This is a genomic window from Pseudomonas tremae, assembly GCF_023278125.1.
GTDB lineage: Bacteria > Pseudomonadota > Gammaproteobacteria > Pseudomonadales > Pseudomonadaceae > Aquipseudomonas > Aquipseudomonas tremae.
In genome coordinates, this window is record NZ_CP066270.1 from 126361 (window position 1) to 151737 (window position 25377).

A 25377-nucleotide genomic window follows, 5' to 3' on the forward strand; every position below is an offset into this window, starting at 1 on the left:
CACGACCCAATTTTTACTCATTTTTGTTAATCCCTGATCCGGACTAGGGTGTGCCTGCGACATCGAGTCACATGCCAGGTTACAAAAAAGTGCGGGTACAGCGCTTGCCTGGATGTGCTGACCGGTTTGGTCTTTAGGGTCGAGGAATCATCAGTGATAACAAAAATTCTGATCGCCAACCGCGGAGAGATCGCCGTCCGCATCGTGCGTGCGTGTGCCGAAATGGGCATTCGCTCGGTGGCGATATTCTCCGATGCTGACCGGCATGCCCTACACGTCAAGCGTGCGGACGAAGCCTACAGCATTGGTGCCGAACCGCTGGCGGGCTACCTGAACCCACGCAAGCTGGTCAATCTGGCCGTGGAAACCGGGTGCGATGCGCTGCACCCCGGTTATGGTTTTCTGTCTGAAAACGCCGAACTGGCTGATATCTGCGCCGAACGCGGCATCAAGTTCATCGGCCCTTCGGCGGAAGTGATACGGCGCATGGGCGACAAGACCGAAGCGCGGCGCAGCATGATCAAGGCCGGGGTGCCGGTAACGCCCGGCACCGAGGGCAATGTGGCCGACATTCAGGAAGCATTGGTCGAAGGCGAACGCATTGGCTATCCGGTCATGCTCAAGGCCACTTCCGGCGGTGGCGGGCGCGGCATCCGGCGTTGCAACAGCCGTGAGGAGCTGGAGCAGGCGTTCCCCCGGGTGATTTCCGAGGCGACTAAAGCCTTTGGCTCGGCAGAAGTCTTTCTGGAAAAGTGCATCGTCAACCCCAAGCACATCGAAGCGCAGATTCTGGGCGACAGCTTCGGCAATGTGGTGCATCTGTTCGAGCGCGACTGCTCGATACAACGTCGTAACCAGAAGCTGATCGAGATCGCTCCCAGCCCTCAATTAACGCCTGAACAGCGCGCCTACATCGGCGATCTTTCGGTGCGTGCCGCCAAGGCTGTCGGTTACGAAAACGCTGGCACTGTGGAGTTTTTGCTCGCCGAGGGCGAGGTGTACTTCATGGAGATGAACACCCGTGTGCAGGTCGAGCACACCATTACCGAAGAAATCACCGGTATCGACATTGTCCGCGAGCAGATCCGCATCGCGTCCGGACTGCCTCTGTCGGTCAAGCAGGAGGACATTATCCACCGCGGTTTTGCTTTGCAGTTCCGAATCAACGCCGAAGACCCGAAGAACAACTTCCTGCCCAGTTTCGGCAAGATCACTCGTTATTACGCGCCCGGCGGGCCTGGTGTGCGTACCGACACGGCTATTTATACCGGCTACACCATTCCGCCGTTCTATGACTCGATGTGCCTGAAGCTGATCGTCTGGGCGCTGACCTGGGAAGAAGCAATGGACCGCGGCCTGCGCGCGCTGGACGACATGCGCCTGCAAGGGGTGAAGACCACGGCGGCGTATTACCAGGAAATCCTGCGCAACCCGGAATTTCGCAGTGGTGAGTTCAACACCAGTTTTGTCGAGAGCCACCCCGAGCTGACCAATTACTCGATCAAGCGCAAACCCGAAGAGCTGGCTCTGGCCATTGCCGCTGCCATTGCCGCACACGCTGGTCTGTAAGGAATATTGAAATGTCCAAGAAGATTTTCGTAACCGATACCATCCTGCGTGACGCTCACCAATCGCTGCTGGCGACCCGCATGCGCACTGAAGACATGCTGCCGATCTGCGGCAAGCTCGACAAGGTCGGCTACTGGTCGCTGGAGGTCTGGGGCGGGGCAACGTTCGATGCCTGCGTGCGCTTTCTCAAGGAAGACCCTTGGGAGCGCCTGCGTCAGCTGCGCGCGGCGTTGCCCAATACGCGTCTGCAAATGCTCCTGCGCGGTCAGAACCTTCTCGGTTATCGGCATTACAGCGATGACGTGGTCAAGGCGTTCGTGGCCAAGGCGGCGGTGAATGGTATCGACGTGTTCCGGATTTTCGATGCGATGAACGACGTGCGTAACCTGCGCGTTGCCATCGAGGCGGTGAAAGCCGCCGGCAAGCATGCGCAGGGCACAATCGCGTACACCACCAGCCCTGTGCACACGATCGAGGCGTTCGTTGCGCAGGCCCGGCAGATGGAGGCGATGGGTTGCGACTCGGTGGCGATCAAGGACATGGCCGGCCTGTTGACGCCTTATGCCACGGGCGAGTTGGTCAGGGCGCTGAAAAGCGAGCAGTCGCTGCCGGTGTTCATTCACTCGCATGACACGGCCGGTCTGGCCGCGATGTGTCAGCTCAAGGCGATCGAAAGCGGCGCCGACCATATCGATACCGCAATCTCCAGCTTCGCCTGGGGCACCAGCCACCCTGGCACCGAATCGATGGTTGCGGCCCTCAAGGGCAGCGAGTTCGATACCGGTCTGGACCTGGAGTTGCTGCAGGAAATCGGTCTGTATTTCTATGCAGTGCGTAAGAAGTATCACCAGTTCGAAAGCGAATTCACGGCAGTGGACACTCGTGTGCAGGTCAATCAGGTGCCTGGCGGGATGATTTCCAACCTGGCCAACCAGCTCAAAGAGCAGGGCGCGCTCAATCGCATGAGCGAAGTGCTGGCGGAAATCCCCAGGGTGCGTAAAGACCTGGGTTACCCACCGCTGGTGACGCCGACCTCGCAAATCGTCGGCACTCAGGCGTTCTTCAACGTGCTGGCTGGCGAGCGTTACAAGACCATCACCAATGAAGTGAAACTCTATCTTCAAGGCGGGTATGGCAAGGCGCCGGGGCAAGTCGACGAGAAGCTGCGTCGTCAGGCGATTGGCAATGAAGAACTGATTGATGTTCGTCCCGCCGACCTGCTCCGGCCGGAGATGACCAAGCTGCGCGCCGACATTGGCGCGCTGGCCAAATCCGAAGAGGACGTGCTGACCTTCGCGATGTTCCCGGACATTGGCCGAAAGTTTCTTGAAGATCGCGCGGCCGGAACGCTGACGCCGGAAATGTTGCTGCCGATTCCCGAGGCCGGCAGCGTTGCCAAAGCGGGCGGCGAGGGTGTGCCGACCGAGTTCGTCATTGATGTACACGGTGAAACCTACCGGGTCGACATCACCGGTGTGGGCGTCAAGGCCGAGGGCAAGCGTCATTTCTACCTGACCATCGATGGCATGCCGGAAGAAGTGGTGTTCGAACCCCTCAATGAATTTGTCGGCGGTGGCGCCAGCAAGCGCAAGCAGGCCAACGCCCCTGGTCACGTCAGCACAGCCATGCCGGGCAACATCGTGGATGTGTTGGTCAAGGAGGGCGACATGGTCAAGGCCGGTCAGGCTGTGCTGATCACTGAGGCCATGAAGATGGAAAACGAAGTCCAGGCATCCGTCGCGGGCAAGGTCGCGGCAATCCATGTTGCGAAGGGCGACCGCGTCAATCCGGGCGAGATACTGGTCGAGATCGAAAGCTGATCAGCCGCCTCGGCTAATTCAACCGTTTACCTCAGGGAAGCACTCGTGGCTTCCTTTTTTTTCTACAGGCGGGCTCAGCCGCAAAGGGGATGCAGAGTACCGGCACGATAGTCGAGATTCTCGCTCCGCACGCTCCAGCGTGGGAATGCAGTTCTTGACGCTCTGCGTCGCACGATAGTTGATGCCCGTAGGGCGTGGGAGTTTCAGGAGGTTACGATGGGCTGCGAAGCTGCCCTGAAACCGCCCGGTCGCTTGCTTCATCGAAACGCTTCAAGACCCTTGATCTGCTGCCCATTCGCAAAGTTATCCACAGCCAGCCAGCTTTCAAATGCCCGTTGCATGGCTGGCCATTCGCTGTCGATTATCGAGTACCAGTTCGTGTCTCTGCTCTGTCCCTTCACCACCATGTGCTGGCGGAAGGTGCCTTCGTAGCTGAAGCCGAACCGTTCGGCAGCGCGTCTGGAGCGGGCGTTGTTGGCGTTGCATTTCCATTCCAGGCGTCGATTACCCAGCGCAAAGGCTTCTTTGGCCAGCAGGTAAATGGCCTCGGTGCCTTTTGGTGTGCGCTGCATGGCTGCGCTGAAGGTGACATGGCCTATTTCGATCCGGCCGTGCGCCGCCACGATCGACATCAGGCTGATGACGCCTTGCGCCTTGTCGGTATGTTGATCGACGATGGCATAAAACCAGGGGTCGCTGGTGGCCTGGTGCCCGGTCAGCCATGCATCAAACGCATCGCGGTCGATAAAAGGGCCATAAGGCAGATAGTCCCAAAGCTTCGGGTCGGCTCCCGGTCCTTGAAGCGCGGCCCACACGTCATCCCCGTGACGCGCGACATCGAGCTTTTCCAGGCGAATGAAACGGCCTTTCAGTGTTTGCGGTGTCGGCAGTGTGGCGGTCTGCCAGTCGAGCAGCGTGTCAGACATGGATTACTTCCCGTTTCAGAGCGCTTTGCGAAATTGGATTAGGCCAGGCCGCTCGGCAATCCGCTCGTACAACTGAATGGCCGTAGCGTTGCTTTCATGGGTCAGCCAATGCACCTTGTCGCAGCCATCGGCCTTGGCGGTGGCGTAGACGAACTCGATCAACTGCCTGCCGACGCCCGTACCACGCTGCTCCGGGGCGACGAACAGGTCCTGCAGGTAGCACGCATTGTGGATGCTCCAGTTGGAGCGGTGATAGATGAAGTTCACCATACCCACCGCCTTGCCATCCAGCCATGCCAGCGCCGAATGGGTGGCTTCGTTCGGATCGATCATGCGTGCCCAGGTCACTTCGCTCACGCCAGCAGCGAGTTCGGTCTTGTAAAAGCTCAGGTAGGCCTGCCAAAGGGGTAGCCAGGCCTGATGATGCTCGGCAGCGACGGGTCGGATGTGTATATCTTTCATGAATTTCTCCTTTCAGCTCATCCAGCGAGCGATTTGCTGGTCGTTTGCATGCTCGCTGGCAGCGAGGCCATCGCGCACGCCGGCAAGGTCCCGGGCATTGCGGTTCTGGCTGAGTTTGCGTTTGCCCTGCAGGCGCTGCACGGGAAGGACAAACCCGACGATTGCGCCTAGCATTTTGGCGATGTAGTCCGCAGGCGCATCAGTGATCGACCATGGCTGTTTACGATCAGACTCGTGCCGATCGGTCAGGTCGCTCAACAATCGGTGCAGGCGTTCCGGGTCATTGAAGCCGCTGGCGTGACCGTAAGCGTGTACGGCCAGGTAGTTCCAGGTAGGTACGACCTTTCCGTGTTCAGCCTTGCTCGGGTAGAACGACGGGCTGACGTAAGCATCATCGCCCGGGAAGATCACCATCGCTTCGACGCCGGCGCTCAGTTGCTGCGATTGCGGGTTGGCCTTGGCCAGATGCCCGTAAAGAGTGCCATGAAGGCCTTCGCTACGCCGCAATAGCAGCGGCAGGTGGGTCGCATGCAGACCGTCCTCACCCTGCGTCACGAGAATCGCCAAGCGGGTTTGGTCCATTTGCTCATGCAGGTTGAGCGTTTCGTTTTCCTGGAAAGCATTCGGTATATACATGGTGATTTTCCTTGGCAGACCGGGGCCATCCTAGGCAAGGTATTGGTTCGTTGTAAGATCCACTTTCAGTCTATTTGATAGAGCCAATCGGATGCCCGCAGACCACGTTGTATTCCCGTCTACCCTCATCGGTGTGCAGCTGGACCCGCGCCAGGGGTTGAGTAAACAGCTTTATGCGGTTCTGCGTGAGCGCATCCTCGACGGCCGCTTGAGCGGTGCAACGCGGTTGCCGGCCAGCCGAGACCTGGCGAAGTCATTGGCTATTTCTCGCAACAGCGTGATGCGTGCATACGATCAGCTCTACGCGGAAGGTTTCATCGAGGGGCGGGTGGGCGATGGTACTTACGTTGCGCAGCTTTCCAGCAGCCGTCCTGCGCTTCAGGACAACCCTGGCAGAAAACTATCCACCAACTTGTCCACAGGTTTGCCCACAGGCTTATGCACAGCCTTGTCCACAGAAAGCGCAGAAAATCCTGCGGATATTGGCGAACAAGTTATCCACAGCCGGGCAATGAAGTTGATCGAAAGCCATCAGTTGAGCGACCCGTCAGGCGAAGGTCCCAAGGCGTTCAGGGTGGGCGTTCCGGCATTCGATCTGTTCCCGTTTGCGCTGTGGGGCAGGCTGTATGCGGCTTTCTGGCGTAGGCCTGATCTTCACCAGTTAGGCTATGGCGCTGCTGCGGGAGAGTGGCATTTGCGAGAGCTGATTGCAGTCTATCTGCGTTCTTCGCGAGGGCTGCACTGTTGTGCTGAGCAAATTGTGATCACCAGCGGCGCGCAACATGCCATAAGCCTTTGTGCACAATTGCTGTTGGCGCCGGGGGAGGCTGTCGCCGTCGAGAATCCGGGCTACCGCGCTGCCGGTCATGCGTTCGCCGTGGCTGGTGCCCGATTGCAGGGTGTGGCTGTCGATGCTGAGGGTATGCGCTGCGCCGATCTAGACCAGTCGGATTGCAGGCTGGCGTATGTCACGCCTTCGCATCAATACCCCACAGGCGTGGTCATGAGTCTGGCGCGCCGGCTGGAACTGCTGGCTTGGGCCGAAAAGAACCAGAGCTGGATCGTCGAAGATGATTACGACGGTGAGTACCGTTACAGCGGCGCACCTTTGGCGCCGCTGGCTGCACTCGATCAGACGGGCCGTGTGCTGTATGTCGGCACGTTTGGCAAAATTGCTTTTCCGGCTTTGCGCCTTGGGTATCTGGTTCTCCCTGCAGCCCTGGTTCAGTCGTTCAGCCAGCGTAAGGCTGTGGACATGCGCCATACCGAAATCAGTGTTCAGGCGGTCATGGCGCAGTTCATGGCAGCTGGGCATTTTCAACGACACATCCGCCGCATGCGTCGTGCAGCGCTCAGTCGTCGAGATGCGCTGCTGGCCGGCTGGCCTGAGAATATTGCCGGCTGCCAGGCGATGCCCAGAGTCGTGGCGGGCCTGCATGTGATGGTCAAAGTGGACAGCGTCGCGCGTGAGCAAGCGCTGATTGTCAAGGCCATGAGCGTCGGTGTCGAAATGAACGCCTTGAGTGAATACTGGCTACCCGACTCCTGCGAGCCTATGGATAACCGTGCCGGGTTGGTGCTGGGTTTCGCCGCAGTGCCGGAACCCGCGATTGCGGATGCATTGAACAGGCTACGCGTGGCTTGGTCGGAGTAGGTCGGCAGTGCCCGTATACTCCGCACTTTCTGCTACCTGTCTTCGAGATACCCATGAACAACTCTCTTACTGCAACACCCGGACGCAAGTTCGGCGCGCCGCTGGCTGCGTTGTTCCTGCTGCTGATGGGCGCCCAGTTTCTGCTGCTCAGCGTTGGCACTCGCCAGGTCATGCTATGGATCGTGGGCGCCGCGCTGGGGATTACGCTTTACCACGCAGCATTCGGTTTCACGTCGGCATGGCGGGTTTTCATCCGTGAACGGCGTGGCGCCGGCTTGCGTGCGCAAATGGTGATGCTGGCCGTCGCCGTAGTGCTGTTTTTTCCAGCGCTGGGCGCGGGCACACTGTTTGGCCAGCCTGTTACCGGTCTTGTCGCGCCGGTCGGCGTGTCGGTCGTGGTTGGTGCGTTTATTTTCGGCATCGGCATGCAATTAGGCGGTGGCTGTGCGTCCGGCACGTTGTTCACCGCAGGTGGCGGCAATGCGCGAATGCTGGTGACGCTGCTGTTTTTCATCCTGGGCTCGCTGATTGCCACCCATCATGTGGACTGGTGGTTTGCCTTGCCGTCGTTGCCGCCGATTTCAGTGGTCAAGACCTTCGGCGTACTGCCGGCGCTGATCGCCAATCTGGCGCTGTTTGCCTTGATCGCTCTGGTGACCATCAAGCTGGAAAAGCGCCGTCATGGTCAGCTCGAAGCGCCGGTCACCACTGAACATCGTGGTTTCTCTCGTGTGCTTCGCGGGCCGTGGGTTCTGATTTGGGGCGCCGTGGCGCTGGCGATTCTGAATTACGCGACGCTGGCACTGGCGGGGCGTCCCTGGGGCATCACCTCGGCATTCGCCCTGTGGGGCGCGAAAGCAGCCAGCGGTCTGGGCGTCGATGTCGGCAGTTGGGTGTTCTGGCAGAGCGCTGCGAATGCCAAGGCTCTGGCCGCGCCTGTGTGGGAAGACATCACCAGTGTGATGGACATCGGCATTATGCTGGGCGCCTTGCTGGCAGCCGGACTGGCCGGACGTTTTGCGCCTAGCCTGGATATCCCTGTGCGGTCGCTGGTTGCCGCGGTTGTCGGTGGGCTGCTGCTGGGTTACGGCTCCCGACTGGCTTACGGTTGCAACATTGGCGCCTATTTCAGCGGTATTGCGTCCGGCAGCCTGCACGGCTGGCTGTGGCTGATCGCTGCCTACATCGGCAACGTGGTCGGTGTCCGGTTGCGTCCGTTGTTCTTTACCGGAGAGCGGCCGCAAGTAGCATTGACCGGCTGCTGAAACGTTTCATACCCCGAGATAAAGCGGGCCGTTTGCGAACCATCTGCCGAATTGGCATTCAAACGCCAGGCAATAGCGATTCGAATGCGCGCTCGCTTAATCATCAATGGGGTAGTCCTGTGCAGCAAACGATCATTTCGAAAGTACGTTTTCTCGGCAAGACCATTGGTTACGTAGGTTGGTCGCTTTTTTGGCTGCTGATCTGGGATGTCATTGTCACTGTTGATTTCATGCTGTTTTTCGATCGAAAGATCAACCTGCCTTCGTTACCCCTGACCTTGCTCGGCTCAGCGCTGGTGGTGCTGACCAGCTTTCGTAATTCCAGTGCCTACAACCGCTGGTGGGAAGCGCGAACGCTGTGGGGCGCAATGGTCAACAGCTCGCGCAGCTTTGCTCGTCAGGTATTGACGCTGGTCGAGGACGATGACGGTATCAACCCGGTCAAGCCCATTCTGCTACGCCGCCACGTGGCCTATGTGAAGTGTCTGTCGGCACATTTGAAAGGTGTCGAGTGTGGCGAAGAGATCCAGCAACTGATCCCCCGCGAGGAATTCGAGCGCCGCCACGACACCAACAACTTTCCCAACGACGTGCTCAATGTGTCAGCTGCACTGTTGGCGAAGGAGTACCAGGCGGGGCGTCTGGACAGCATTCGGCTGGCGCGTCTGGAGTCGACCATGGTGGACCTTTCCAATTGCCAGGGCGGCATGGAGCGTATTGCCAACACGCCTTTGCCTTATCCGTACGTGGCATTCCCAAGGCTGTTCATCACGCTGTTCTGCGTGATCGTACCGATCGGTCTGGTGGAAACACTGGGCTGGTTCACGCCGCTCGCGTCCACCGTGGTGGGCTTCATGCTGTTGGCTATCGAGAAGATCGGCACCGACCTGCAAAGCCCGTTTCGTGCCAGTGAACACGTAATTCAGACGAATGCGCTGTGCAACAACATCGAACGCAACCTTGATTCGATGCTCAGATGCGCGCAGGAAGAAAGCAAGGCTTCGTAAAGAGGATGAGGCGTTCCGCATGTGCGGGACGCTTCGGACAACGCAGGGCCGCTACAGCGGCTTAACGCAACTCGCCACACAGATCCAGTTCGACCAGGCGGCGAACGTCCTCGGTCGACAGGCCTGCGCCAAGCAATGCATGCAACTTGCCCAGCGCCGCCTCACGGGTCATGCCACCCCCGGAAAGCACGCCTGCGCTGCGCAGGCGGCTACCCGCTTCATACACGTCCAGCTCGACACCGCCTTCGTGGCATTGAGTGATCGCGACCACGCAGATGCCGTGCGCGCGCGCGTTTTCCAGACTGGCAATGAATTGCGGATCGTCGCTCGGCCCTGTGCCGTTGCCGAAGCATTCGAGCACCAGGCCCTGAATACCGCTGTTGATCAGGCCGTCGAGCTGCGCAGCGCCAATCCCGGGGAATAATGGCAGCACCGCGACATTGGCCAGCGTTCTGGGCTGACGGTAATCTAGCGCATCCGGTAGCGAAACGGCGGAGAAACCACCGCGCGAGCGTTGCAGGGGCGCAAACGGCTGACGCCCGAAGCTGCGGATTTTCGCGCAGCGGGTGGGCGCCATCAGTTGTCCGTGGAAGTACAGCTGCACGCCGGAAACCAGGCCTGAGCCCAGCGCGAGCAGGGCGCCATTGACGTTTTCCCAAGCATCGCTGTCCTGCACACCGGCAGGCAGCATCGAACCCGTGAACACCACCGGGGCGTCGAACCCCAGCAGCTGGAAGCACATGGCCGCAGCGCTGTAGGCCAGGGTGTCGGTGCCGTGCAGTACCAGCACCGCATCGCAACCGTCGACATCCACCGCCTCGATCACCGCGTCCCGCAGGCGCAGCCAGTAGGCTGGCGTCATGTTGGCGCTGTCGATCAGTGGCGACATCTCGCGAAAGTGCCACTGCGGTACGACCAGTTCAGGGTGCTCTGCCAGTTGCCCGGCCATCCGCGCCTCGAACCCCGAAGCGGGAGCCAGGCCGTTGGCGCTGGCTTGCATGCCGATGGTGCCGCCGGTGTAAAGAACCATCACGCGTCGAGCGGGTTTATGTGCATCAAGAGTCATGGTTCTTCTCCGGCGTAACGTCGCGTTTTATCGTGCTTCAGGCGCCGGCTTGGCGGCCATTTCGGCGTCGTGTGTCGACTGGCGGGTCGGGTTGGCCGGCCATGCGTTGCGGTCCAGGTCCAGGTCCGGGAACTGACTGGAGTCGAACACCGGCGTCTTGACGCCCGCACGGCGCTGAGCATCGTAGTCGTTGAGGATGCGCTTGACGACTTTGAACAGCATGGCCAACGCAATCAGGTTGACGAACGCCAGCATGGTCATGGTGATGTCTGCAAAGGCCAGCACGTCTTTCAGATCGACCACGGCACCCCACAGGATCAGTGCCAGAACCGCGATACGGTAAAGCACGATGGCCTTGAGCTTCTCGCCAAACAAAAACCGCAGGCTGTTTTCGCCCAGGTAGTAGTTGTAGAGAATCGAGGTGAAGACGAACAGCGCCAGCGCCACGCTGATGAAGATTCGACCCCAGTCACCGACCACTGCGGCCAGCGAGTTTTGCGCCAGTACGATGCCGTTGCCGTCATAACCGATGTCGTAGATACCCGACAGCAGGATCAGCAGGGCGGTGCAGGTGCAGATGACGAAAGTGTCGAGGAACACGCTGAACGCCTGAACCACACCCTGCGCCACTGGGTGTTCTACGTGCGCCACAGCAGCTACGTTGGGCGCGCTGCCCAGGCCAGCTTCGTTGGCGAAGACGCCGCGCTTGACGCCCATCACGATCGCGCTGCCGATCAGGCCGCCAAACACTGGATCAATGCCGAAGGCGCTTCGGACGATGGTCATCAGCATGGCTGGAACGTGATCGATCTGCAGAACGATGACGTAGATGGTGACTGCGATGTAGATCAGGGTCTTGACCGGAACCAGCAGATCGGAAATAGCCGCGATACGCTTGATGCCGCCGATGAAGGCCAGGCCGAGCAGCACAACCAGGCACAGGCCGGTGGTCGTGGTGTCGATGTTGAATGCGCTTTTCAACGAGTCCGTCACTGCGTGGGATTGCAGGCCGTTGAAGGCGAAACCGAAGGTCACCAGCAGCAATACGGCCATGACCATACCCAGCCAGCGTTTACCCAGGCCGTGCTGGATGTAATACGCCGGACCGCCACGAAACTGGCCCTCGGAATCCTTGCGCTTGTAGAGCTGCGCAAGCGAACACTCGATGAAGCTGCTGGACATGCCGACCAATGCGGTGACCCACATCCAGAACACAGCACCCGGGCCACCGAGCGTCACGGCAATGCCGACGCCTGCAATGTTGCCCGCACCGACGCGGCCCGCAAGACTGAGCATCAGGGCCTGAAACGAACTCAGCTGGCCGGCGCTACTGCGCAGACTGTCGCGAAAAACCGAGAACATGTGGAAAAAGTGTCGAAACTGGACGAAACGCGAGCGGATCGTGAAGTAACTACCCAGGCCAACGATAAGTACGATCAGTACCTTACCGGAGAGAAAGTCGTTAATCATTTCCAACATTTTTGTTATTCCTCGCTACTTTTGAGGGGGCGCACTATACCGGTGCAAAGTTTTTACGTCTGTAGTCGCGTTCTTGTGAGGCTGATTCTTCATTCGCGACACTGAATGAATATTCCTGCGAATTATGCCGCAGAAATAAGGGACCTAAGGCTCTGGATCCAATATCTGAGTCCTGTGCCGGAGGCAAAAAAAAGGGCCTGGAGAATCACTTCCAGACCCTCAAAAAATTGAGGGGTGTCTAGGCCCTCAATCTGGTGAGCAGGTTGCGCAGCTCATTCCTGTCAGGCCTTCAACGGGGCCAGACGAGGGGCGATCATGTTTTCCGGACGCAGGATGTCGTCGAGCATGGCATCGTCGAGCAGGCCTTCTTCGCGGACCAGTTCGAGTACGCCACGGCCGGTTTCCAGCGCAATACGGGCGATACGGGTCGAGTTTTCATAACCGATGTACGGGTTAAGCGCGGTGACCAGACCAATCGAGTGCTCGACCAGTTCGCGGCAGCGCTGTTCGTTGGCGGTAATACCGACGATGCAATGCTCGCGCAGCATGTCCATGGCGCGTTGCAGCAGGCGGATCGAATCGAAAATCTTGTAGGCGATCAGCGGCTCCATGACGTTGAGCTGCAACTGGCCACCTTCGGCTGCCATGGTCAGCGACAGGTCGTTGCCGATGATCTCGAAGGCCACCTGATTGACTGCTTCCGGAATCACCGGGTTGACCTTGCCGGGCATGATCGAGCTGCCGGGTTGACGCGCTGGCAGGTTGATTTCGTTGATGCCGGTGCGCGGGCCACTGGACAGCAGGCGCAGGTCGTTGCAGATCTTCGACAGCTTGACTGCGGTGCGCTTGAGCATGCCGGAGAACAGCACGAACGCGCCCATGTCGGAAGTCGCTTCGATCAGGTCGGCAGCCGGAACCAGCGGCTGGCCGCTGATCAGCGCCAGACGGTCGACAGCGAGTTTCTGGTAGCCAGGGTCTGCATTGATGCCGGTGCCGATGGCGGTGCCGCCGAGGTTGACCTCAGTCAGCAGCTCGGGTGCCAGGCTGCGCAGGCGATTGAGGTCTTCTGTCAGGGTGGTGGCGAAGGCGCGGAATTCCTGACCCAGGGTCATCGGAACTGCGTCCTGCAACTGGGTACGACCCATTTTCAGCACATGGTTGAATTCTTCGCCCTTGGCGGCAAACGCCTGAATCAGGCTGGAAAGGCTGGCAAGCAGCGCGTCGTGGCCCAGCAGCAGGCCCAGGCGGATCGCGGTCGGGTAGGCGTCGTTGGTCGATTGCGCCATGTTCACGTCGTTGTTCGGGTGCAGGTGTTTGTATTCACCCTTCTCGAAACCCATGGTTTCCAGCGCAATATTAGCGATGACTTCGTTGGCATTCATGTTGGTTGAAGTGCCGGCGCCGCCTTGAATCATGTCGACCACGAACTGATCGTGGAAGTCGCCGCGAATCAGACGGGCACAGGCCTCGCTGATGGCCGCATGCTTGGCGTCATTGAGGTGTCCCAGCTGATGGTTTGCATCCGCTGCAGCCTGTTTGACCATGGCCAGCGCCACCACCAGTTTCGGGTAATGCGACAGCGGCACACCCGAAAGGTGGAAGTTGTTCACTGCCCGCAGAGTCTGAATGCCGTAATAAGCGTTGGCAGGTACTTCGAGAACACCAAGCAGGTCTTTTTCGATGCGCGATGATGCAGGCGAGGACATGATAAGAAGAGTCTCAAAAAAGGCACGGACAATGCCGGAACGCCACGAATAGTGGGCCTGCCGTTCCGGCTTGACCAATGCTGTTAAACGCTGGCCTATGCAATAACGGCATAATGGGTGTGTGACCTGGATTCCTCTCGTAGCGTAAAGAGGGCAAAATGTCGCACCTGGTTTGCGGTTCAATGTCGTCGGGTGATGGTCAGGTCATGTATCTGCACTGCGTTACCGGACGTCCCATCGAAGTCGCTTCAAACCGGTGCTTGCAGGGCATGCGCAGTCGCCTGTCGAGGCAGTCATCCATTGTCCGGGAGGACCTGATGAATCTGGAAAGCAAATGGCTGGAGGATTTCAGCGCCCTGGCGGCCACTCGCAGCTTTTCCCAGGCGGCCGATCGCCGCTTCGTGACTCAGCCCGCGTTCAGTCGACGTATCCGTAGTCTCGAGGCTGCGCTGGGGCTCACGCTGGTCAACCGCACACGCACACCGATCGAGTTGACTGCAGCCGGGCAGCTGTTTCTGGTCACGGCGCGTACGGTAATCGAGCAACTGGGCGAAGTGGTGCGCCACCTGCATCATCTTGAGGGTGGTCAGGGCGAAGTCATGCAGGTGGCGGCAGCTCACTCCCTGGCGCTCGGATTCTTCCCGCGCTGGATCGCCCAGTTGCGCAACGAAGGCCTGAACATTGCGACGCGACTGGTCGCCACCAATGTCGGGGACGCTGTGCATGCGTTGCGCGAAGGGGGATGCGACCTCATGCTGGCATTCTACGACCCCGACGCGGCGCTGCAGATGGACGCTGAGATCTTCCCTTCGCTGCATTTGGGGCATACCGAAATGCTGCCGGTGTGTGCCGCCGATGCCAATGGCCGGCCCTTGTTCGATATGGAAGGCGAGGCGAGCGTGCCGCTGCTCGCCTATAGCGCGGGAGCCTTTCTCGGGCGCTCGGTGAATCTGTTGCTGCGCCAGCGCAATCTGCGCTTCACGACGGTGTATGAGACGGCGATGGCAGACAGCCTGAAAAGCATGGCGCTTGAAGGGCTGGGCATCGCCTGGGTGCCGCATCTGAGTGTGCGCGCCGAGCTCGCACGCGGTGAGCTGGTGGTGTGTGGCGGACCGCAATGGCATGTGCCGCTGGAGATCAGGCTTTACCGTTGCGCACTGGTGCGCAAGGCCAATGTGCGCCTGCTGTGGCGCAAGCTGGAAAGCGCCGCTTCTTCTGAATGAGGCATGAGGGGGCTGGCGCGGTACTTCACGCCAGGCCGATTGCCTAGCGAACAGCCAGCTTGGCTACATAACTGCGAATCAGCGCCTTGTTGGCTTTGCTGAAGTAATGACAGGGGATGATCGAGGTGCTGGCGTTCCCCCACATGATGGTCTGGCAGGGGAAACCCGTAGCATCTTCATGTTCAGCGCCAAACAGGTGGCCTACCTCGTGTGCCAGCGTGTTGTCGTCTTTAAGGGACGTCACGGCGACGTGATAGTTTGTTGCCGCGACGCCATGTGTCACGCCATTGATTTTATTGGACGTCACCAGCACGTATTTATGCCGCTCCGAGGGGCGCGGCAGGTTCTTGGCGTTCGCGTATTCGATACTCGCCTGGAACAACGTGTAGAGCAGTTTTTCCAGGTTGTCCCCGCGATAGTGGAAGTTTGTAAGGCCGGGCTCATCCTTGATAAATGTGACGGTCGTCCTGCGGCCGGTGATGTCGTGTAATTGGGCGAGCAGGGAGGGCAGGTAGCTGTCTTTCAGTTCGGCGCGTTCACGCTGTGTCAGCTGATCGTGCATGATCACAAAGAGGCCCAGATTGGGTTCATCCGCGCTGGCAAACGGCAGGTAAAGAAAGATTGCCAGGGTCAGCAAGATGTTCAGATTTTTTTGCATGTGTACGTTCTCATCCTTGAGAGTCAGGTCAAAAAGGCGACTTCAATGTCGTGGAAACAGTTAAACAAACGCTGACCAGCGCTGACAGTCGCACAGGCTGCTTCGATAAGCAGGACAAGGATTCTCGTGATGTAAGACGCAACGCCTGCGCGACGAATCTTCGGTTTCACCCTGGTAGTTATCAGGCTCGCATACCGACTGCAGCCAATGCTTGCGCCCCTGCCCGGCATTGCCGCTGACGGAAGGTGATCCGAGGTGCTTTAAACGCACCACTTTGCGGTATACTGCGCGGCCTTTGGCCGGCTAAATCGGTCACTATTCGTACAACAAGCCACGCCGGTTCCCCCGCGTGGCTTGTTGTTTTAAGACGCGCCTGCGGGCGCCCGATGAGAGGCACGACGATGAGCGCACTGGTTGGCGTGATCATGGGCTCCAAGTCCGATTGGTCCACCCTTAGCCACACCGCCGATATGCTGGAAAAGCTCGGCATCCCTTACGAAGTCAAAGTGGTGTCAGCCCACCGCACGCCGGACCTGCTGTTCCAGTATGCCGACGAAGCGGAAAGCCGAGGCATTGAAGTGATCATCGCAGGTGCCGGTGGTGCCGCTCACTTGCCGGGCATGTGCGCGGCCAAGACTCACCTGCCGGTGCTGGGCGTTCCGGTGCAGTCTTCCATGCTATCGGGTGTCGATTCGCTGTTGTCCATCGTGCAGATGCCAGCCGGCATTCCGGTGGCTACGCTGGCCATCGGCAAAGCGGGCGCGATCAACGCAGCACTGCTGTCGGCGAGCATCCTTGGTGCAAAGCATCCTCAATTTCACGCAGCGCTGAAGAAATTCCGCACTGAGCAGACAGACAGCGTCCTGGACAATCCAGACCCGCGCCACGCCTGAGGTTTTTCCATGAAGATCGGTGTAATCGGTGGCGGCCAGCTCGGCCGCATGTTGGCCCTGGCAGGTACGCCACTGGGCATGAACTTCGCCTTTCTCGATCCTGCTCCGGATGCCTGTGCAGCTGCGCTGGGCGAGCATCTGCGTGCCGATTACGGCGATCTGGATCATCTGCGTCAACTGGCTGATGAAGTCGATCTGGTGACGTTTGAATTTGAAAGCGTCCCGGCTGAAACGGTCGCGTTCCTGTCGCAGTTCGTGCCGGTCTATCCGAGCGCCGAAGCGTTGCGTATCGCGCGCGACCGCTGGTTCGAGAAAAGCATGTTCAAGGATCTGGGCATTCCGACACCGGCATTTGCTGACATCCAGTCGCAGGCTGATCTGGATGCCGCAGTGGCCAGTATCGGGCTGCCAGCCGTTCTGAAAACCCGTACCCTGGGCTATGACGGCAAGGGCCAGAAGGTTCTGCGTTCTGCAGCCGATGTGGTCGGTACGTTCGCGGAACTGGGCAGCGTACCTTGCCTGCTGGAAGGCTTCGTGCCGTTCACGGGGGAAGTGTCGTTGATCGCCGTTCGCGCACGCGATGGCGAGACCCGTTTCTACCCGCTGGTTCACAACACGCATGACAACGGCATCCTGCGTCTGTCCGTTGCCAGCACCGATCACCCGTTGCAAGCCCTTGCCGAAGACTACGCTGGTCGAGTCCTGAAGCAGCTGGATTACGTCGGTGTGCTGGCCTTCGAATTCTTCGAGGTCGACGGTGGCCTGAAAGCCAACGAGATTGCACCCCGTGTGCACAACTCCGGCCACTGGACAACCGAAGGCGCCGAGTGCAGCCAGTTCGAAAACCACCTGCGGGCGGTTGCCGGCTTGCCGCTGGGTTCGACGGCCAAGGTCGGCGAGAGCGCCATGCTCAACTTCATCGGCGAAGTGCCGGCGGTGGAAAAGGTCATTGCTGTCGAGGATTGTCACCTGCACCACTACGGCAAGGCGTTCAAGGCTGGCCGCAAAGTGGGTCACGCCACTGTTCGCAGTGCCGACCGTGCCACGCTGGATCGGCAGGTGAAACAGGTCGAAGCGCTGATCAAACCATAACGCTCGTGCCGATGCTCTGCGTCCCCTTGCGACGCAGAGCATCGTGAACTGCATTCCCACGCTGGAGCATGCGGAACGAGTTTTTTAACTGTCGTGCCAACCCTTTGCGTTCAGCTTTTGATCGGTTCAGCCCCACCATTCATGAAGAATTTTCCACCTCGACCCCAACTCGCGATTTCGCCGGAACCATTCCCTGTCACTGTTCTCAGATAGCATTAGGTCAGGGCTGCTTTAGGCTCTGGCATGTTCACTTAATACAGAGGGAAATGGCATGGGTATCATTGGAACCATCTTTATCGGCCTGATCGTTGGTCTGTTGGCTCGCTTCCTGAAGCCGGGCGATGACAGCATGGGCTGGATCATGACCATCGTACTGGGTATCGCCGGTTCACTCGCAGCCACCTATGGCGGCCAGGCACTGGGTATCTACCATGCAGGCGAGGGCGCAGGTTTCCTGGGCGCGCTGGTCGGCGCAATCATCCTGCTGGTTATCTACGGCATGATCAAAAAGAAATAACGTTTAATGTTCAGCCCTCTGTTCTGCACAGCGCAGAGGGCTAGAATGCGCGGCAACTCTTTCCCCATTGCCGAGCTTTATCATGCGTCGCTATCTGTTGATGACTCTTCTGCTGGTATCCGGGCTTGCACACGCGCAATTGCCGGAGACAGACTGGCTTGAGCTGATGCCCAAGTCGGATCAAAAAGCCCTCGAAGCCATGCCCGAGATTGACCATAACTCTCCGGAAGCCATGGGCACGTTCGACAGCAAGGGTGGCTTGAAACAAAGCAAAGGTTTGCCTGCGGTCATGTATTCGACCAAGACCGTCCTTGCCATGAATAACAAGGCCATTCGCCTTGGCGGTTATCCTGTCCCCCTCGAAACCGACGCCAAAGGGCACAGCACGTTGTTTTTCCTTGTGCCTTATCCAGGTGCCTGCATCCACGTTCCGCCACCGCCGCCCAACCAGCTGGTACTGGTGCGTTACCCCAAGGGGCTGAAGCTGGATGACATCTACACCCCGCTGTGGGTCGAAGGCACGCTGAAGATCGAGAAGGTCAATAACGACCTGGCCGACGCTGCGTACGCGATGGATGCATCAAAGGTCCGCGTGGTGGTCGAGTCGGACCTTTGATGGCCAGGTTTTGATCAGAGCGCCTCGCTCCAGATACTCACACCCAGTACATGCATCTGGTCCGGCGCAAGCGTCACTACGTCGTCCAGTACGTTGGCGGTTTCAACGCAGACCATGCGCTGCCAGCCGTCCGCCGCCATGTCGGTGAACCTGGCGGTTTTCTCGACCCACGGGTTCCACACAATGGCTGATTTCGAACCAAGGCTGCGAACATGGATGCGTCGCTGCCACTCTGGGTCGACGATGCTGAGCACGCCCGGCGTGTCCTTGTAGATGCGGTCGGTTTCGCCTGTGAATGTCAGGTCTCCGGCTTGTTCGCGCTCTTCCCAGTTTTCCAGAGTGTCGACGTAGTTCAGGCCGTCCAGCCCTTCGACGCTGACCTGGCGTATGTCGCTGACGGCGAAGTAGGTGTGCAGCGCCTGGCTAAGGGTGACGGGTTCTGTGCCGCAGTTATAGCTGACCAGGCTGACATTCAGGGCGTGGTCGAGGCGGATGCTCAGTTTGAGGGCGACGTTGTGCGGCCAGCCCGGCAGGTGGCCTTCGGCTTCGGGCAGGACAAACTCCACCAGCAGCGCATCGCCATCTTCGCCAATACCCAGCAGTTGCCAATCCAGCGCGCGTACTTCGCCGTGGGCCTTGGCGGGCTCACTGCTGCCGCGCATGGCCTGCACGCTTTGCGGGTTGCGTTCGAGATTGCCGAACCACGGCCAGCAGATGGGCATGCCTGCGCGAATCGGTTTGCCTTTCTTGAACACAGCTTCTTCATTCAGCCACACCAGCGGCGGCTGTCCGGCCACTTGATAGCTGAGAATATGTGCGCCTTGCTGAGCGACCAGCAGTTCAGCTTCACCGTGGCGGATGCGCCAGCAATTAAGCTCATCGTACTGAACGGATTCAACAGAGGGTTCAACGGGGGATGTTGGCATGCAAAGTTCTCACTCAAGGACCGTGACGAAAATAGACCGCTCCACGTTCGATGAGTTTACCCGTGCAGCCAATCTCTAGCCGAACGATGATTTACCGCCGCGCGGGAACCGAGCGTGTCCGGCCGCTGGCGTCTATGGCCACAAACACGAAGGCTGCCTCTGTTACCTTGCGCCACTCGCTGGTGACTGGGTCATCGCTCCACACTTCGACCATCATCTTGATCGAGGTACGCCCCACTTCAAGGGTGCGGGTGTAAAAGGACAGCTGCTCGCCGACAGCCACAGGCACCAGAAACGCCATGCGGTCAATCGCAACGGTGGCGACACGCCCTCCAGCCACTTTGCTGGCCATTGCGGTGCCTGCCAGGTCCATCTGAGACACCAGCCAGCCGCCGAAGATGTCGCCAAAGCCATTGGTTTCGCGGGGAAGGGCGGTAATTTGCAGTGCAAGGTCACCTTGCGGAGTTGGATCTTCTTGTTCGAGCTCGATCATGCCTAGGGTGCCTCTGACCCATGACTCTCATTATTGTATGCCGCGGTTAACAGGGGGCCATTCAACACCCCGAGCATGAACATTGTGTGTTCAGCACGGGTGTGGCCTTTAAGGGAAACTCTGCGAAACCCCCTGATTCAGGCGTTTTCGCACAACTTCCCAGAGCGGCTGACGACCCGGGAGTATATCGGGCGTAGCGTCATAGAACGACTACCGGGTTTTCATTTCGTACTTGAACCGTTCTTGCCATGTGTTTTTCGAATCAATTTGCTATCGTGCTGGACCTCTACAGGTAACAAGACTGCCTGTACACGCAATTTTGGTGCCTATCTGCACAATTGCTCCGGACAATCGCTTCTGCACGCCACCCCGCAGCAGCCAGCGCAGCTGTCGCATGCCCTATCAAAGAACAAGCAAAGAGAAGCCTTGTCATGTCCCCTGTTCCTCCAAGTTCCACGCAACCTGCGCGGCCATTGACCCGCAGTGATTATAAAACCCTGTCGCTGTCTGCTCTGGGTGGCGCGCTGGAGTTTTACGACTTCATCATTTTCGTGTTTTTCGCGGCGGTGGTCGGGAAGCTGTTTTTCCCGGTGGACATGCCTGACTGGCTGCGCATGATGCAGACGTTCGGCATTTTTGCCGCCGGTTATCTGGCAAGGCCGCTGGGCGGCATTATCATGGCGCACTTCGGCGATCTGCTGGGGCGCAAAAAGATGTTCACCCTGAGCATTTTCATGATGGCCGTGCCTACTCTGATCATGGGCTTGCTGCCGACCTACGCGCAGATCGGCATGTGGGCACCCATCCTGCTGCTGTTGATGCGGGTCATTCAGGGCGCTGCCATCGGTGGTGAAGTACCGGGCGCCTGGGTATTTGTGTCCGAACATGTGCCGTCCCGTCGCGTCGGCTATGCCTGCGGCACGCTGACTGCCGGCCTGACAGCGGGCATCTTGCTGGGCTCGCTGGTGGCTACCGCGATCAACAGCATCTATACCCCGGTTGAAGTGTCCGACTACGCATGGCGTATTCCTTTTCTGCTGGGCGGGGTCTTCGGCCTGATGTCGGTTTACCTGCGCCGCCTGCTGCACGAGACACCGGTATTTGCCGAACTGCAACTGCGCAAGGCTCTGGCCGAAGAGGTGCCGCTCAAGGCGGTTTTGCGTGATCATCGCGGTGCCGTAGCACTGTCGATGTTGATGACCTGGCTGCTGTCGGCCGGCATCATCGTTGTGATCCTGATGACGCCGACCATCCTGCAGACCATTTATGGCTTTCCGGCGGCCACCGCATTAAAGGCCAACAGCCTGGCAATCGTCTTCCTCAGCATCGGCTGCATCGCGGCGGGCGCACTGGCTGATCGCTTCGGGGCCGGCTGGGTGTTTCTGCTGGGCAGTGCCGGGCTGCTGGTCAGCTCCTGGACGTTCTATCACGTCCTCGGCAGTCACCCTGAGGTGCTGTTTCCGCTGTACGCAGTGACCGGCCTGTTTGTCGGCACCATTGGTGCAGTGCCCTACGTGATGGTCAAGGCCTTCCCGCCGGTTGTGCGCTTTTCCGGGTTGTCGTTCTCCTACAACCTTGCGTATGCCATTTTCGGTGGCCTGACGCCGATGGTCGTGACGTTCATGCTTAAAAGCAGCCCGATGGGGCCGGCCTGGTATGTCGCGATTCTGTGTGGCCTGGGCATGGCCATCGGCGTGTTCCTGCTGGCCAGAAAGCGTTGATTGTACCGGTCTGAAATAACGGCCTGCGTGGCAATATAGAAAAGGCTGTCCCTTTGTTGATGGGACGGCCTTTTCATCTTTTTGTCATAATCAATTCATACAGTGGTCACACGCTGGCCGGCGAGGCTGGTGAGCACCGACACACCCTGCCAGGAGCGCAAGGCATGACATTCAAGCGTTTGATGACAGCACTGACACTGGTGACCGCCGCAGTATCGGCAGCCAATGCGTTCGCTGCCGTCGATCCTGCCATCAAGGGTTATACCAAGACCTCCGGTGTGTCGGGCAACCTGTCCAGTGTCGGCTCGGACACTCTGGCCAACCTCATGACCCTGTGGGCCGAGGCCTACAAGAAGGAATACCCGAGCGTGAATATCCAGATTCAGGCGGCTGGCTCCTCTACGGCCCCGCCTGCATTGACCGAAGGCACCGCCAATCTAGGGCCGATGAGCCGCAAGATGAAAGACGGAGAGCTGTCGGCTTTCGAGCAGAAACACGGCTACAAACCGACGGCCATCCCGGTCGCGGTGGATGCACTTGCAGTGTTCGTCCACAAGGACAACCCCATAAAGGGCCTGACCCTGGAGCAAGTGGACGCGATTTTCTCTGTAACCCGGCTGTGTGGGGCAAGAGCTGATGCGAAGACCTGGGGTGACGTGGGGGTGACCGGCGATCTGGCAGGCAAGCCGATCCAGCTGTTTGGTCGCAATTCGGTGTCAGGCACTTACGGTTATTTCAAGGAAGAAGCCCTGTGCAAGGGCGACTTCAAAGCCAACGTCAATGAACAGCCCGGCTCGGCTTCGGTGGTCAGCTCCATCAGCAATTCGCTTAACAGCATTGGCTACTCGGGTATCGGCTACAAGACTTCCAACGTCAGAACCGTACCCTTGGCGAGGAAGGAGGGTGGCGAGTTTGTCGAAGACAACGAAGCCAATACCCTGAACGGCACTTATCCGCTGTCGCGCTTTCTGTACGTCTATGTGAACAAGGCGCCCAACCAGCCTTTGGCGCCACTGGAGGCAGAATTTATCAAACTGGTGCTGTCCAGGCAGGGCCAGGAAGTGGTGATGAAAGACGGCTACATCCCGCTGCCTGCCCGAGTGGTGGAAAGGACCATGACCGAACTCGGTCTGTCGCAAGGTACGAGTGATGTGATGGCCAGATAATCCTGATTCAGCGAGGCTAAATGGACTGGCCTGCGCACAATTTGAACAGTCCGCTGCCGGTTCTATCGGGCAGCGGGCTTTCTTGCGTCACCTTGCTGTAATTTTTTTGTCATACAAGGCGGTTACGGTGTGTGCGCATGAATGAGCTGTTCAAATCCTCGATGAATCAGAGTTCGCCTCCCGAGCGGATCGATTTCAACACGCCTGCGATGCTGCGCAAGCGTCGTGTTCGTGCATTCAAGGATCGCCTGACCCACTGGTATGTCGCTATTGGCGGCCTGGCCGTGCTGGCAGCCATCACCCTGATCTTCTTCTATCTGGCCTACGTCGTTGCGCCGCTGTTCAAGGGTGCAAGCCTGACCACCGAGCCTGCACTTAATGCTGGCTGGATGCAGGACGCCGGCAAGCCGCTGTTGATCACGATTGAAGAGCAGAACCTGATCGGTATGCGCATCTCCGACAAGGGCGAGGTGATCTTCTTCAATATCAAGGACGGCACCGAACTGCATCGCGTGGCCTTGCCGCTCCCTGCCGGCGTGTCCGTCGCTTCCATCGGCAAGGATCAACCGGGGGCGCCGCTGATCGCCTTGGGCCTGTCAAACGGGCAGGTGCTGATATTCAGGCATTCTTATCTGACCACCTACCCGGACAATCAGAAAACCATCACCCCGAGCATCGCCTGGCCCTACGGCGAGGCGCCGCTGGTGCTGGATGAGGCGGGGCGTGCGGTCGAGCATGTGACGGTCAGTGCGGATGCGGACAGCCTGAAAGTGGCAGGTTCCACCGGCACTCAGTTGCATGTCATGTCGCTCGCGCAAAAAGAAAACCTGTTGACCGGCGAGATGACCCGCGAGCAGACGCGCATCGAGTTGCCGCAGACCTCCGCTGTCATCAAGGCGATCTATATCGACCCACGCCAGCATTGGCTGTATGTCATCAATGGCCGGGCGCAGGCCGATGTGTTCAGTCTGCGGGATCATTCCCTAAACGGTCGTTACAAGTTGCTGGAAGACGGTACTGCCGAGATCACTGCCAGTGCCCAGTTGGTGGGCGGTATTTCGCTGATCATCGGCGACTCCAGAGGCCGCATGGCCCAGTGGTTCATGGCCCGTGATACGGATGGCGAACAGCGCCTCATGCGCATCCGTGATTTCAAGATGAGTAGCGCCCCGATCGATCAGATCAAGGCCGAGCAGCGTCGCAAAGGGTTTATCGCGCTGGACACCTCGGGCAGGCTGGGCGTGTTCCACAGCACGGCTCACCGCACACTGCTGGTCGAGAAGGTCGCAGAGGGCCCCGGAATTCTGGCGATGTCGCCACGCGCCAATCATATTCTGATCGAAAGCTCGGGCAAGCTGTTGCCGCTGGCGCTGGATAACCCGCACCCCGAAGTGTCGTGGAGTTCACTGTGGGGCAAGGTCTGGTACGAGAATTACGACGAGCCCAAATACGTCTGGCAATCCACCGCGTCCAATTCCGATTTCGAGCCCAAGCTGAGCCTGGCGCCGTTGACCTACGGCACCCTGAAAGCTGCGTTCTACGCCATGTTGCTGGCCGCGCCTCTGGCCGTTGCAGCGGCCATCTACACCGCCTATTTCATGGCCCCGGGCATGCGCCGCAAGGTCAAGCCGGTGATCGAGCTGATGGAGGCGATGCCGACTGTGATTCTCGGCTTTTTCGCCGGACTGTTTCTGGCGCCTTATCTGGAAGGCCACCTGCCGGGAATTTTCAGCCTGCTGCTGCTTACGCCGATAGGGATTCTGCTGGCAGGGTTTTGCTGGGCCCGTCTGCCTGACTCCATTCGTCTGGGTGTTCCGGATGGCTGGGAAGGCGCGATTCTGATCCCGGTGGTGCTGTTGGTCGGCTGGTTCTCGCTGAGCATGAGCCCGCATCTGGAAAGCTGGTTTTTCGGCGGCGACATGAGCATGTGGATTCGCGAGGAACTGGGCATCACTTACGATCAGCGCAATGCGCTGGTGGTGGGTATCGCGATGGGCTTCGCGGTCATCCCGAACATCTACTCGATTGCCGAAGACGCCGTGTTCAGTGTGCCTCGCAGCCTGACCCTGGGTTCTCTGGCGTTGGGCGCGACACCTTGGCAGACACTCACGCGGGTGGTGATCCTGACTGCCAGCCCGGGTATTTTCTCGGCGTTGATGATCGGCATGGGGCGCGCAGTAGGCGAAACCATGATTGTGCTGATGGCCACCGGCAATACCCCGATCATGGACATGGACCTGTTTGAAGGCATGCGTACCCTCGCCGCCAACGTCGCAGTGGAGATGCCGGAGTCGGAAGTCGGCGGCAGTCATTATCGGGTGCTGTTTCTGGCGGCGTTGGTGCTGCTGATGTTCACCTTTGTGATGAACACCCTCGCAGAGCTGATTCGTCAGCGCCTGCGCAAGCAATACTCGTCGCTGTAAAGGAAGGTAGAAGTTCGTGAAACGGAACTCCCTCAAGAACTGGTTCAAAAGCGGCGCCC

The 25377-nt window shown here is 59.0% G+C and carries 22 protein-coding genes; 13 read left to right on the forward strand and 9 right to left on the reverse strand.

Annotation, left to right across the window (positions count from 1 at the left end; translation table 11 throughout):
- Nucleotides 1-153: 153 nt before the first annotated feature.
- On the forward strand, nucleotides 154-1569 hold the full coding sequence (locus I9H09_RS00550) for an acetyl-CoA carboxylase biotin carboxylase subunit (protein ID WP_005895054.1): 1416 nt from the start codon (nucleotides 154-156) through the stop codon (nucleotides 1567-1569).
- An 11-nt stretch (nucleotides 1570-1580) separates the two neighbouring features.
- Entirely contained in the window at nucleotides 1581-3389 is a 1809-nt protein-coding gene (oadA, locus tag I9H09_RS00555; RefSeq protein ID WP_122324780.1) for a sodium-extruding oxaloacetate decarboxylase subunit alpha, read from the forward strand.
- A gap of 257 nt (nucleotides 3390-3646) precedes the next feature.
- Here oadA and I9H09_RS00560 read toward each other — a convergent pair whose 3' ends face one another.
- From I9H09_RS00560 to I9H09_RS00570, 3 genes are read right to left on the reverse strand one after another with little or no spacing between them, the layout of a single operon-like run.
- Nucleotides 3647-4315, reverse strand: a complete 669-nt coding sequence (locus I9H09_RS00560) for a GNAT family N-acetyltransferase (protein WP_122324779.1) — start codon at nucleotides 4313-4315, stop codon at nucleotides 3647-3649.
- Nucleotides 4316-4330: 15 nt separating this feature from the next.
- On the reverse strand, nucleotides 4331-4777 hold the full coding sequence (locus tag I9H09_RS00565; protein ID WP_024669533.1) for a GNAT family N-acetyltransferase: 447 nt from the start codon (nucleotides 4775-4777) through the stop codon (nucleotides 4331-4333).
- A 12-nt stretch (nucleotides 4778-4789) separates the two neighbouring features.
- Complete coding sequence (locus I9H09_RS00570; protein WP_122347530.1) at nucleotides 4790-5413, reverse strand: FMN-binding negative transcriptional regulator; 624 nt, start codon at nucleotides 5411-5413, stop codon at nucleotides 4790-4792.
- 91 nt (nucleotides 5414-5504) lie between these two features.
- On the opposite strand from I9H09_RS00570, the gene pdxR reads away from it, so the two are divergent.
- The 3 genes from pdxR (at nucleotide 5505) to I9H09_RS00585 (ending at nucleotide 9339) form a co-directional block, all read left to right on the forward strand.
- Entirely contained in the window at nucleotides 5505-7067 is a 1563-nt protein-coding gene (gene pdxR / locus I9H09_RS00575; protein WP_122347529.1) for a MocR-like pyridoxine biosynthesis transcription factor PdxR, read from the forward strand.
- Between the two features lie 53 nt (nucleotides 7068-7120).
- A complete protein-coding gene (locus I9H09_RS00580; protein WP_122324775.1) occupies nucleotides 7121-8332 on the forward strand; it encodes a YeeE/YedE family protein in 1212 nt (403 codons plus the stop codon).
- Between the two features lie 119 nt (nucleotides 8333-8451).
- Entirely contained in the window at nucleotides 8452-9339 is an 888-nt protein-coding gene (locus tag I9H09_RS00585) for a bestrophin family protein (protein ID WP_005895078.1), read from the forward strand.
- 61 nt (nucleotides 9340-9400) lie between these two features.
- Here I9H09_RS00585 and I9H09_RS00590 read toward each other — a convergent pair whose 3' ends face one another.
- The 3 genes from I9H09_RS00590 to aspA all read right to left on the reverse strand — a co-directional run bounded on the left by I9H09_RS00590 (nucleotide 9401) and on the right by aspA (nucleotide 13590).
- The gene (locus tag I9H09_RS00590) at nucleotides 9401-10405 is read right to left on the reverse strand and encodes an asparaginase (protein ID WP_024669529.1); all 1005 of its coding nucleotides are present in this window, start codon (nucleotides 10403-10405) and stop codon (nucleotides 9401-9403) included.
- A gap of 27 nt (nucleotides 10406-10432) precedes the next feature.
- Nucleotides 10433-11884, reverse strand: coding sequence for an alanine/glycine:cation symporter family protein (locus tag I9H09_RS00595; protein WP_005895082.1), 1452 nt, complete (start codon nucleotides 11882-11884; stop codon nucleotides 10433-10435).
- Nucleotides 11885-12165: 281 nt separating this feature from the next.
- A complete protein-coding gene (aspA, locus tag I9H09_RS00600) occupies nucleotides 12166-13590 on the reverse strand; it encodes an aspartate ammonia-lyase (protein WP_003432831.1) in 1425 nt (474 codons plus the stop codon).
- A gap of 317 nt (nucleotides 13591-13907) precedes the next feature.
- Here aspA and I9H09_RS00605 point away from each other — a divergent pair, with 317 nt between their 5' ends.
- Nucleotides 13908-14813 carry a LysR substrate-binding domain-containing protein gene (locus tag I9H09_RS00605; RefSeq protein WP_005895087.1) on the forward strand — a complete coding sequence of 302 codons (906 nt, stop codon included), beginning with the start codon at nucleotides 13908-13910 and terminating at the stop codon, nucleotides 14811-14813.
- Nucleotides 14814-14856: 43 nt separating this feature from the next.
- On the opposite strand, the gene I9H09_RS00610 is transcribed toward I9H09_RS00605, so the two are convergent.
- The gene (locus I9H09_RS00610; protein WP_122347528.1) at nucleotides 14857-15471 is read right to left on the reverse strand and encodes a M12 family metallo-peptidase; all 615 of its coding nucleotides are present in this window, start codon (nucleotides 15469-15471) and stop codon (nucleotides 14857-14859) included.
- A gap of 401 nt (nucleotides 15472-15872) precedes the next feature.
- On the opposite strand from I9H09_RS00610, the gene purE reads away from it, so the two are divergent.
- From purE to I9H09_RS00630, 4 genes are all read left to right on the forward strand, one after another.
- Complete coding sequence (gene purE, locus I9H09_RS00615; protein WP_005895091.1) at nucleotides 15873-16364, forward strand: 5-(carboxyamino)imidazole ribonucleotide mutase; 492 nt, start codon at nucleotides 15873-15875, stop codon at nucleotides 16362-16364.
- Nucleotides 16365-16373: 9 nt separating this feature from the next.
- Complete coding sequence (locus I9H09_RS00620) at nucleotides 16374-17456, forward strand: 5-(carboxyamino)imidazole ribonucleotide synthase (protein ID WP_054989362.1); 1083 nt, start codon at nucleotides 16374-16376, stop codon at nucleotides 17454-17456.
- Nucleotides 17457-17727: 271 nt separating this feature from the next.
- Nucleotides 17728-17973: a GlsB/YeaQ/YmgE family stress response membrane protein gene (locus tag I9H09_RS00625; protein ID WP_003378385.1), complete on the forward strand. Its 246-nt coding sequence runs from the start codon at nucleotides 17728-17730 to the stop codon at nucleotides 17971-17973.
- An 82-nt stretch (nucleotides 17974-18055) separates the two neighbouring features.
- The gene (locus tag I9H09_RS00630) at nucleotides 18056-18589 is read left to right on the forward strand and encodes a DUF3299 domain-containing protein (protein ID WP_122235341.1); all 534 of its coding nucleotides are present in this window, start codon (nucleotides 18056-18058) and stop codon (nucleotides 18587-18589) included.
- A gap of 14 nt (nucleotides 18590-18603) precedes the next feature.
- On the opposite strand, the gene I9H09_RS00635 is transcribed toward I9H09_RS00630, so the two are convergent.
- Both I9H09_RS00635 and I9H09_RS00640 read right to left on the reverse strand, forming a co-directional pair.
- Nucleotides 18604-19515 (reverse strand): D-hexose-6-phosphate mutarotase, encoded by a 912-nt coding sequence (locus I9H09_RS00635; protein WP_122347527.1) that lies wholly within the window; start codon nucleotides 19513-19515, stop codon nucleotides 18604-18606.
- Nucleotides 19516-19606: 91 nt separating this feature from the next.
- Nucleotides 19607-20008 (reverse strand): acyl-CoA thioesterase, encoded by a 402-nt coding sequence (locus tag I9H09_RS00640; RefSeq protein ID WP_005895099.1) that lies wholly within the window; start codon nucleotides 20006-20008, stop codon nucleotides 19607-19609.
- Between the two features lie 431 nt (nucleotides 20009-20439).
- Between I9H09_RS00640 and I9H09_RS00645 the strand changes: the two genes are divergently transcribed.
- The 3 genes from I9H09_RS00645 to I9H09_RS00655 all read left to right on the forward strand — a co-directional run bounded on the left by I9H09_RS00645 (nucleotide 20440) and on the right by I9H09_RS00655 (nucleotide 25318).
- Nucleotides 20440-21729, forward strand: a complete 1290-nt coding sequence (locus I9H09_RS00645) for an MFS transporter (RefSeq protein ID WP_024669524.1) — start codon at nucleotides 20440-20442, stop codon at nucleotides 21727-21729.
- Between the two features lie 164 nt (nucleotides 21730-21893).
- The gene (locus tag I9H09_RS00650; protein ID WP_005895103.1) at nucleotides 21894-22895 is read left to right on the forward strand and encodes a phosphate ABC transporter substrate-binding protein PstS family protein; all 1002 of its coding nucleotides are present in this window, start codon (nucleotides 21894-21896) and stop codon (nucleotides 22893-22895) included.
- 137 nt (nucleotides 22896-23032) lie between these two features.
- On the forward strand, nucleotides 23033-25318 hold the full coding sequence (locus tag I9H09_RS00655; RefSeq protein WP_183142486.1) for an ABC transporter permease subunit: 2286 nt from the start codon (nucleotides 23033-23035) through the stop codon (nucleotides 25316-25318).
- Nucleotides 25319-25377: the final 59 nt, after the last annotated feature.